The following is a 9,695-nucleotide window of genomic DNA, read 5'->3' as shown; positions in this document are numbered from 1 at the left end:
TGGGGACGGCGCACGAAGCAATCGCAGCGGCCGAAGATCTCGGCCGGCGTTTGCTGAGCGCGGTGGCGCAGCCCTATAAATATCGCGGGCAGCACACGCATTTGTCCGCGAGTATCGGGGCGGCGATCTACCCCGATGCCGTCGAGCATACCGGCAGCAGCCTGTTGCGCATGGCCGATCATGCGCTCGCCCAAGCCAAGGGCTCGGGCGGCAATATCGTCGTGTTCCATGCGCCCGATAACGATCCGCGCGACGCCGAACGCCTGAATCTGGAAGCCGATTTGTACGAAGGCGTGCGCAACGGCGAGTTTGCGCTGCATTTCCAGCCGATCACCGAAAGCCGTCACGGCGGCGTGGTCGGCGTAGAAGCGCTGATCCGCTGGCAGCATCCGGTGCATGGCCTGGTGCCGCCGGCGGCTTTCATCTCGCTGGCGGAATCGATTGGCCTGATCAACTATCTCGGCAACTGGGTTCTGAAAGCAGCGTGCATGCAACTGGTGCAGTGGGACAAGGACGGCATCAGGCTGGATTACGTGTCGGTAAACGTGTCGCCGCAGCAGTTCCGCGACAAACGCTTCACCCAGAACGTGAAGGACGCGCTCGAGCTGACGGGCCTGGACCCGAGCCGGCTGGTCTTCGAAATCACCGAAAGCCTTTTGATGCACGATCCCGAAGAAGCCACGCTGCTGCTGGAAACGCTGGCGGCGCTCGGCATCCACTTTGCCGTCGATGACTTCGGCACTGGTTACTCGAGCCTGTCCTACTTGCAGCGTTTCCCGCTTTCGAAGCTCAAGATCGACCGGAGTTTCATCGAAAACTTGCTGACGTCCCGTAATAATCGGGCGATCGTCACCGCCGTGGTGGGACTCGCCAAATCCCTCGGGCTGGAACTGGTCGCGGAAGGCGTCGAGACGCAAGCGCAGCGTGATCTGCTGATCGAGATGGGCTGTGATCAAATACAGGGCTGGCTGATCAGCAAGGCGCTTCCCGCCACCGAACTGAAGCGTTGCTTTGAGGATAAAACGCTCTTTCTCCAGGCGTCTTTATGAGATACCGTCACGTGGTACGGCAAGTCTCGCGTCTCGCTTAAAGCTTGTGTGCTGTTGCGCCGTTATAAGGCATAGACGCCACGGACTTGCGTACCTGACTCATGCAAGTTTTTCCGCGCATTACACATCGGCTGAGTCAAACGCGCGTTGCCGGCCTCAACACCGCCAACGCGCCCGACCCAAGCTGGCTCAGCCAACTGGACTGGAACCTGCAAGGCATTACACCAATCGCATGGCAAGCAATACCAAAGCCGAATTACTGGACAAACTGTGGGCGCGCATGAGCGAGCGCGGGGATTTCCCCATGCTCTCGCAGGCCTTGCGCACCACGGTATCCGCCATGGGCGACGACGACCTGGACTTTACGGCCCTCGTCCAGGTCGTTCTGTCTGACTTCGGCCTCACGCAGAAGGTGTTGCGGCTCGCCAATTCCGCGATGTACATCTCGTTCGGCGGCAACATCACGACCGTCACGCGCGCGCTGATGGTCCTCGGCATGGACGCGGTCGGCCATCTCGTGGTCGGGCTGAAACTCGTCGATCACTTTCATCACAGCGCGCCGCGCCGTATCGATGCAAAGCTCGAACTGAACCGCACCCTGCTCTCCGGCGCGGTCGCGCGGCAAGTGACCGAGCGCAGTGAATTCCGTACATCGGAAGAAGCGGTGGTCTGTACGCTGATGCGGCAGATCGGCAAGCTCCTGGTTGCGTTTTATCTCGAGACCGAATGGGACCAGTTGCGCCGCAAAGCCGCCGCCGAGCATATCAGCGACAGCATTGCATGCGGCGCGCTGCTGGGCGTCACATTTGAGGAAATCGGCATCGAGGCCGCGGACCGCTGGCGTTTGCCGGAGACCATCCGTACCGGCATGCTCACGCGCGACCCGCTTGCACCGGTCGACGAAAAAACGCCGCGCCATGTGCGCTGGCTGCAGGCAGTCACGAACTATTCCACCGAAGTCGCCGATGCGCTCACTGCGCAGCATGTCGATGAAGCCCATCGCGAGAATTCGTTGATCGACATTGCGAACCGCTACAGCCGCGCGCTTGCGACCGATGCGGCGACGCTTGCCGAGATGAGCCTCGCGCTCGCGAACGAGGATTCGAACGATGGCGTGATGCGCGAGATCGTGGAACTGCGCGCGGACGCCGATGCCATCGCGCGTGCGGAGTTGTCGGCGGAAGCGCGGATTGCGGCGAGCCTCGACGACTTGCGCTCGCTGCCATCGAAGAACGCATTGGCGCCCGTGCTCGCACTTGCGTCCGAAGCCGTGCTCGCCGGGCTTTCGTTTTCGCGCACGGTCGTGTTCGTGCGTCAGGTCAACGATGAATTCCAGGCGCGGCTTGGACTCGGCCCGGGCGTGGAATCGCTGTTGCCGTCGCTGACATTCCCGGCGGCGTTCCAGCCGGACGTGTTCCATCTGGCAATCTCGAATCCGGTGGGGATTTTTATCGAGAATGCGCGCGACCCGCGTATCGATGCACGCCTGCCGCGCTGGTTCAAATCGTCTTTCAGCGATGCCCACGCGTTCGTCCTCCTGCCGGTGAAAGCAAACGGCTCGACGGTGGCAATGCTTTACGGCGACTGGACCAACGCGGATCACGTGCGAAAGATCACATCCATGGAAATGTCCGCGTTGAACGACCTGATGCGGGAGCTAAGCCGTTTTTTTAGCAACGCCGACTGGAAAGAAATGGAGTTGATCTAGTCGGCGCGGCTGAACCTGGCCCGGCTACTCGCGCCAGAGGATTGCGACCGCCTGATCCCCGTACTCCACGATGTAACCCCCATGCTCGCGCTGCCAGTCACGGCTTTCAGCAGCGCTTGCAAACCACACTTTTTCGTAATCGCCGAAAGCGCCGGCATCGAAGCGGTATCTGTCGATGACGGCGGGCGCTTGCGTATCCACCACGGCTTGACAGGCATCCCAGCCAAAATGTCCCAGTTCGACGGCGAGCATGTTCAGCACATGCTTGAGCTGGATCGCCGCGCGCTTTTCGTGCTGTTGCGTAAGCGTCGTTGCCTCGCGCATCACGCCCGCTGCGAGCAGACGGCGAAGGACGGGCATCGCGGTGCTCGTGCTTTCTCCGCGGGCGAGACGAAGCAGCCGGCGCGCATGGCGTCGAAGGAACTCGGTATTGCACGAATCTGTATTGGCAGTGCGAGGTGCGGATGTAGACCACATGACGTTTCTCCTTAATGCGCCGTTCTCGCTGCGGCTAAAGGTTCAACGTTGCGGTTTATCCAGATGAAGAGATAACGCGTGACAGGTGCTTTCACTTTCGCGAGACCGGGCGCCCTGCCGCGCCCGTCGCGAATTCTAGAACGAAGACCTGCTTTCGGGCAAGCCTTCGTTCTATCGAATACAACGTTACATCACTTCAACTGAAACTTGCCGACGAGTTGTTTCAACGCGTGCGCCTGATCGTCGAGCGATTGCGCCGCGGCCGCCGCCTGTTCGACGAGCGCCGCATTTTGCTGCGTGCCGGCGTCCATCTGCGTGACCGCGTGATTGATCTCTTCGATACCGCTGCTCTGCTCCGCCGACGCCGCCGATATCTCGCCCATGATGTCCGTCACGCGCTTCACCGCGCGCACGACTTCGTCCATGGTCGCGCCGGCTTCGTGGGCGAACGTGGAGCCATCGGATACACGCGAGACCGATGTATGGATCAAACCCTTGATCTCCTTCGCCGCTGCCGATGACCGTTGCGCCAGGCTTCGCACTTCACCCGCGACGACCGCGAAACCACGCCCTTCTTCGCCGGCCCGCGCGGCTTCCACAGCCGCGTTGAGCGCGAGGATATTCGTCTGGAACGCAATCCCTTCAATCACGCCGATGATGTCGCCAATGCTCTTCGCGCTGGCGTTGATCTGCTCCATGGTCGCGACCACGCGGCCCACGACCTCGCCACCCTTCTCCGCGATCTCCGACGCGTTGTGCGCGAGCGAGCTGGCCTGCTTCGCGTTCTCGGCGTTCTGGCGCACGGTGGACGTCAATTGCTCCATGCTCGACGCTGTCTTCTCCAAGGCAACGGCCTGCTGTTCCGTGCGCTGCGACAAGTCCACGTTGCCTTGCGAGATCTCACCCGATGCCGATGCAATCGCCTCCGCGCTCGCCGCAATTTCGCCGACCGTCGTCGATAAACCCGATTGCATGCCCGAAAGTGCATAGAGCATGCTGGTGTTATCGCGCTTGGCGATGGTGATGCGGTTCGACAGATCGCCCGCGGCGATGCGGCTTGCGATCTGCATCGCGTAGACGGGTTCGCCGCCGAGTTGCCTGGAAAGACGCCGCACGACCCATTCGCTCACGAAAAACGCCAGCGCGATCAGCGCCAGCGTCAACACGGCAACCATCACGAACGACACGTGATAAATCGATGAAGCGGTATCGATGGTCGCCTTCGCCGCCACTCCGCGCTGCTCGATCAGCACGTTGACGAGTTTCTCGAGCTTGCCGGTCGCCACCAGCAGCGATACGTCCTGCATGCCGACCTGCCAGTTCATCTGCGACAAGTCGAGCGGCTGTTCCTTCATCAGCTTCACGAACGCGCGCAAGTCGCTGCTCCACGCGCCAACGGCTTTCGCCAGCGCCTTCTGGCCGCCGGTTGGATCGGCGAAACCTTGCAACTGGGTTTGATCGCGGCCAATGTCGGCCAGCGCATGTTCTATGTCCGCGCCGAGTTCGTCGCGCTCCTTCGCCGTCGTCGCGGTCAGCAACATCTTTTGCGAACGGCTCGCGCGTAACATGGCCGCGCGCAGGTCCTCGGCCGCGCGGCTCGCCACATACCCTTCGCGATAAATCGAGTCCGTCGAGCCGTTGAGCCGGCTGATCTGCGTCAGCGCAATCACGCCGATAACCAGCGTCCCGATCAACAGCAATGCGAAGGCGAGCCGCAGCGATGCTTTGACGGACAGCGAACGGCCGCTTGTCCCGACGGCCTGATGCAGCGAAAGCAATTTCATCGATTGAAATCCCAGGTTTTGATTGGTCACTCGCGTAACAAACCGCCTTGTGAGCGGCAAGCGCGAGTACATCAATGGTCAACGGCGGGAACCGGCAGTTCTTTAGCGCTGTTTTCAGCGTTTGTTGCAAAGCCGGCTTTGATGAGCAAAACGCATGGAAAACCCGAATGAGATCGGCATCTACTGTCCTGTTCGCGACAAAACTTGGCCGGACAATGGATAGAGGACACTTTAAAATTACAAAAACGGGTTATCTGCTTCAGCTCAGGTGGATAACGAATGCAACGCGAGACCTCCCCAGCCCTTCACCATGCAGACGAGTATCGATAAAAACGCGCTCGGCGCCGCGCCGTCCTTGAGTCCGGCGAGTTCGTCAATCACGGCCGTTCCCCGCACCGTATTTTCAGTATTGGGCGCGATCAGTTTTGCGCATTTGCTCAACGACATGATCCAGTCGCTGATCCTTGCCATTTACCCAATGTTCAAAAGCGAGTTTTCGCTCTCGTTCGGGCAAATCGGGCTGATCACGCTGACGTACCAGATCACGGCGTCGTTATTGCAACCGCTAGTCGGGCTTTACACCGACAAACATCCGAAACCGTATTCATTGCCCATTGGCATGGGATTTACGCTGTGTGGCCTGTTATTGATGTCGATGGCAGGAAGCTTCCCGGTCTTGCTGATCGCGGCCGCGCTTGTCGGGTGCGGTTCGTCGATCTTCCATCCGGAATCATCGCGTGTGGCGCGCATGGCGTCGGGCGGCCGGCACGGCCTCGCGCAATCGGTGTTTCAGGTCGGAGGCAACGCGGGCAGTTCCCTCGGGCCTTTGTTGGCGGCATTGGTCATCATGCCCCACGGACAACGCAGCATTGCATGGTTCTCCGCCGCCGCGCTGCTCGCGATCGTGGTGCTGTTCGGCATTGGCCGGTGGTATCAGAGCCATCCCGCAGTCAAGAAATCGCGTCATTCCGCCGTGGTGTCCGCATTGCCTCGCAAAAAGGTGATGATCGCGATGACAGTCCTGATGCTGCTCACGTTCTCGAAGTATTTTTATCTCGCCAGCATCAGCAGCTACTTCACTTTTTATCTGATCAGCAAGTTTCATTTGGCCGTAGAGACGGCGCAGGTTCACCTTTTCTGGTTCCTCGCGGCAGTCGCGGTGGGCACCATTGTCGGCGGCCCTGTTGGTGACAAGATCGGCCGCAAGGTCGTGATCTGGGTATCCATCCTGGGCGTCGCGCCCTTCACCCTCATGCTGCCGTTCGCCAACTTGTTCTGGACCGGCGTGCTGTCCGTTGTGATCGGTTTGATTCTGGCGTCGGCGTTCTCGGCCATTCTGGTCTATGCGACCGAACTGGTTCCCGGCAAGGTTGGCATGGTTGCGGGGCTCTTCTTCGGCTTTGCCTTCGGCATGGGCGGAATCGGCGCGGCAGTCCTTGGCCATCTGGCTGACGCGACGAGCATCGACTATGTCTATAAGGTTTGTTCGTTCCTGCCGCTGATCGGAGTCCTGACCATCCTGTTGCCCAATACCCGCGAGAAACCGGTATCGGCGCACATGTGATGCTCCCGGTCGCGTGAGCAGGACAGGCACACGACCGGCGAAAGCACGACTCCAAAACGAGTTTTCGTTTCGATGTTCCAGCGCCGCCTCTGGTTGTCACTTGACAACCAGAGGCGGCGCTTCTATTATGGAGCTAAGGATGACTCGTTCAAAGCATCACAAGAAGGAAATTGAAGAGGCACTGCGGCATGCTGAATCACACGGCTGGCGCGTTGAAGAAGGCGGAAGCCATGCCTGGGGACGGATGTACTGTCCATTCAACGAGGCCACTTGCCGTTGCGGCGAGTTTTGTATCACCAGTATCTGGAGCACACCTAAAAACGCTGTCAATCATGCGCGGGCTTTAAAACGCGTGGTGGACAACTGCGCGATCCAGATAGAAAAGCCTTCCCATCAGACAGTGGTCTTATTTAAAACGACGCCATGGAATACACGTTCACATTGAAATATCGGCTCTCGGAAACCGACTGCGATCACGAGGAATTGATTGGGCGTCTTGCCGCCGCCGGATGCGACGACGCGCTGATTGGCATCGGACAACCGGGCCGCATCGCGCTGGCATTCACGCGGGAAGCGGACAGCGCGGAAGCCGCGTTGATGAGCGCCTTGACGGACGTCAAGTCAGCCATTCCAACGGCCGCGCTCGTTGAGGCATCGCCTGATTTTGTCGGCCTGACGGACGTCGCCGATACCATCGGCGTCACGCGCCAGAACATGCGCAAGCTGATGCTCGCGAATCCCTCGACCTTCCCCTCGCCGGTTCATGAAGGCAGCGCCGTGGTATGGCATCTGGCGGAGATCCTGGACTGGCTCGACGCTCGCGGAACGTATCAACTTGAGCAAGCCGTGCACGAAGTCGCGGCCACCACCATGCAGATCAACCTGGCGAAGGAATCAGTGCATGGATCGCCGAAGACGCAATCGGTGCTGCAGAAGCTGGTTCGTTGAGAAAGCCGAAGCGTTCCGGGCGGCGCACCCGGAACCGCGGTCATTGGCGTGTCAAAGCTTCTTTCACCTGCACCAGCGCTCCGGCATCTTCGATCATCGGGAGATCACCCGGGTCGCGGCCTTCAGCGAGTGCCGCGATCGCGCGCCGCAGTAGTTTGCCTGAGCGGGTCTTCGGCAGCATCGCGAGGAAATGCACACGGGCGGGACGGGCGATCGCTCCCAACTGTGAGTCGACACTGCGCGCAAGCTCCGCTTCAAGCGCTTCGCGGGCGCCTTCTTGGTCCAGCGCCTGGACATCGCGCAACACAACGAATGCGAGCGCGACCTGGCCTTTGACCGGATCGGCAACGCCTACAACCGCCACCTCGGCCACCGACCTGTGACTGCTGATCGCTTCCTCGATCTCACGCGTGCCCAGCCGGTGCCCCGCCACGTTGATCACGTCGTCGGTGCGACCGAGGATCGACACGTAGCCGTCTTCGTCGGTCACGCCCCAGTCGAATGTCGAATACAACTGATGCCCGGGAATGCTCCGCCAATACGTCTTGATGAAACGTGAATCGTCGCCCCATACGGTCTGCATGCAGCCCGGCGGCAACGGATAATCGAGCGCGATCACGCCCTTCTCTCCAGGCGCGCAAACCTCACCGGTTGCTTCGTTACGCACGGTCAATGCGAAGCCCATCGATGGCACGCCGGGAGAACCCAGTTTCGGCGGCAACGGTTCGATCCCTCTGGGAATCGCGATCATGGGCCAGCCGGTTTCGGTCTGCCAGTAATTGTCGACGACCGGTTTTTTCAGCGCGCTCTGGATCCATTGCGCCGTGGGCTCATCGAGCGGTTCGCCGGCCAGGAAGAGCGTTCGCAGACTCGATAAATCCGCTTGCTCCATCAGCTTCGGGTCCTGTTTCTTCAGCACGCGCAGCGCGGTCGGCGCGGTGAACATCAGGTTGATCTTGTGCTGCTCGATGATGCGCCACCAGATCCCGCCGTCGGGGCGAACAGGCGTGCCTTCGTACATGACCGTGGTCAGCCCGGCAATCAGCGGCGCGTAGATGATGTAGCTGTGCCCGACCACCCAGCCCACGTCGGAAGCGGTCCACATGGTGTCGCCAGGTTTGCCCTGGAAGATGTGTTCCATCGATGCCGCCAGCGCCACTGCATAGCCGCCCACGTCTCGTTGCACGCCCTTCGGCTTGCCCGTCGTTCCCGACGTGTAGAGCACGTACGAAGGTTCGTTCGACTCCAGCCATACGCATGGAACCTGGGCATCGAAGAATTGTGCGCGCAGCGGTTCGTATTCGACGAGATACGGCGCCTGCAACCGCTCAGGCGCGAGTTGCCGGTCGATCAGCAACACGTTCGCGACCTTGTGTTCGGCGCGCGCCAGCGCTTCATCCACGAGCGGCGTGTAGTCGATCACCCTGCCCGCACGCGCGCCGGCATCGGCGGTGACGATCAGAACGGGCCCTCGATCCCGGACCTTTTTCGCGTGCGTCCGGCACGGTCCGGCTGCCCGGATCGAAGAGCATTTCTAATCGCGTTTTGCTGCTCGCCGCGTTGGCCGAGGGCGAAACGGTGATCACCAATCTGCTCGATTCCGACGATACCCGTGTGATGCTCGCCGCGCTCGCGAAGCTCGGCATCGACGTGAAAAACGATGGCGAGCGTTGCGTCGTGAAGGGGACGGGCGGCGGCTTTCCGGTGAAGTCGGCAGAGCTTTTCCTTGGCAACGCCGGCACCGCGGTGCGTCCGTTGACGGCCGCGCTGGCGTTGAACGGCGGCGAGTACCGCGTGCATGGCGTGCCGCGCATGCATGAACGGCCGATCGGCGATCTCGTCGACGGCCTGCGCCAGATCGGCGCGTCGATCGACTACGAAGCCAACGCCGGTTTCCCGCCGCTGCAGATCCACGCTGCCGGGATTGCCATCGATGCGCCGATCAAGGTTCGCGGCGATGTCTCCAGCCAGTTCCTGACCGCGTTGCTGATGAGCCTGCCGCTCGCACAAAGCCAACGCGGCCCGATCGTGATCGAAGTGGAAGGCGAACTGATTTCGAAGCCGTATATCGAGATCACGATCAAGCTGATGGAGCGTTTCGGCCTGAGCGTCGAGCGCGACGGCTGGTCGCGCTTCACGTTGCCGGCGAGCGGGCGTTACCAGTA

Annotated in this window: 7 protein-coding genes and 2 pseudogenes; 6 read left to right on the top strand and 3 right to left on the bottom strand. The window is 60.7% G+C overall.

Going from position 1 to position 9,695, the window contains the following annotated elements:
• Positions 1 to 1,049 (top strand): putative bifunctional diguanylate cyclase/phosphodiesterase (locus ACRXB1_RS21750; protein ID WP_449493175.1); only part of this gene is annotated, 1,049 nt, incomplete at its 5' end.
• Between the two features lie 232 nt (positions 1,050 to 1,281).
• A complete protein-coding gene (locus tag ACRXB1_RS21745) occupies positions 1,282 to 2,757 on the top strand; it encodes an HDOD domain-containing protein (RefSeq protein WP_449493174.1) in 1,476 nt (491 codons plus the stop codon).
• A 24-nt stretch (positions 2,758 to 2,781) separates the two neighbouring features.
• On the opposite strand, the gene ACRXB1_RS21740 is transcribed toward ACRXB1_RS21745, so the two are convergent.
• Together ACRXB1_RS21740 and ACRXB1_RS21735 are read right to left on the bottom strand one after the other, a co-directional pair.
• Positions 2,782 to 3,234: a hypothetical protein gene (locus ACRXB1_RS21740; RefSeq protein WP_449493173.1), complete on the bottom strand. Its 453-nt coding sequence runs from the start codon at positions 3,232 to 3,234 to the stop codon at positions 2,782 to 2,784.
• Between the two features lie 191 nt (positions 3,235 to 3,425).
• Entirely contained in the window at positions 3,426 to 5,018 is a 1,593-nt protein-coding gene (locus ACRXB1_RS21735; protein WP_449493172.1) for a methyl-accepting chemotaxis protein, read from the bottom strand.
• Positions 5,019 to 5,328: 310 nt separating this feature from the next.
• Between ACRXB1_RS21735 and ACRXB1_RS21730 the strand changes: the two genes are divergently transcribed.
• The 3 genes from ACRXB1_RS21730 (at position 5,329) to ACRXB1_RS21720 (ending at position 7,530) form a co-directional block, all read left to right on the top strand.
• Entirely contained in the window at positions 5,329 to 6,582 is a 1,254-nt protein-coding gene (locus tag ACRXB1_RS21730) for an MFS transporter (RefSeq protein WP_375507399.1), read from the top strand.
• 139 nt (positions 6,583 to 6,721) lie between these two features.
• Positions 6,722 to 7,027, top strand: coding sequence for a hypothetical protein (locus ACRXB1_RS21725; RefSeq protein WP_449493171.1), 306 nt, complete (start codon positions 6,722 to 6,724; stop codon positions 7,025 to 7,027).
• The gene (locus ACRXB1_RS21720) at positions 7,006 to 7,530 is read left to right on the top strand and encodes a helix-turn-helix transcriptional regulator (protein ID WP_075357104.1); all 525 of its coding nucleotides are present in this window, start codon (positions 7,006 to 7,008) and stop codon (positions 7,528 to 7,530) included. The genes ACRXB1_RS21725 and ACRXB1_RS21720 overlap by 22 nt, the downstream gene beginning before the upstream one ends.
• 40 nt (positions 7,531 to 7,570) lie before the next feature.
• Here ACRXB1_RS21720 and ACRXB1_RS21715 read toward each other — a convergent pair.
• Positions 7,571 to 9,007 (bottom strand): annotated as a pseudogene (locus tag ACRXB1_RS21715) (AMP-binding protein); the annotation flags it as partial.
• 35 nt (positions 9,008 to 9,042) lie between these two features.
• Between ACRXB1_RS21715 and ACRXB1_RS21710 the strand changes: the two are divergent.
• Positions 9,043 to 9,695 (top strand): annotated as a pseudogene (locus ACRXB1_RS21710) (3-phosphoshikimate 1-carboxyvinyltransferase); the annotation flags it as partial.

Source organism: Caballeronia sp. M23-90 (assembly GCF_053574605.1).
Note: the sequence above shows the minus strand (reverse complement) of the source record. Positions and strands in the feature narration are given on the sequence as shown.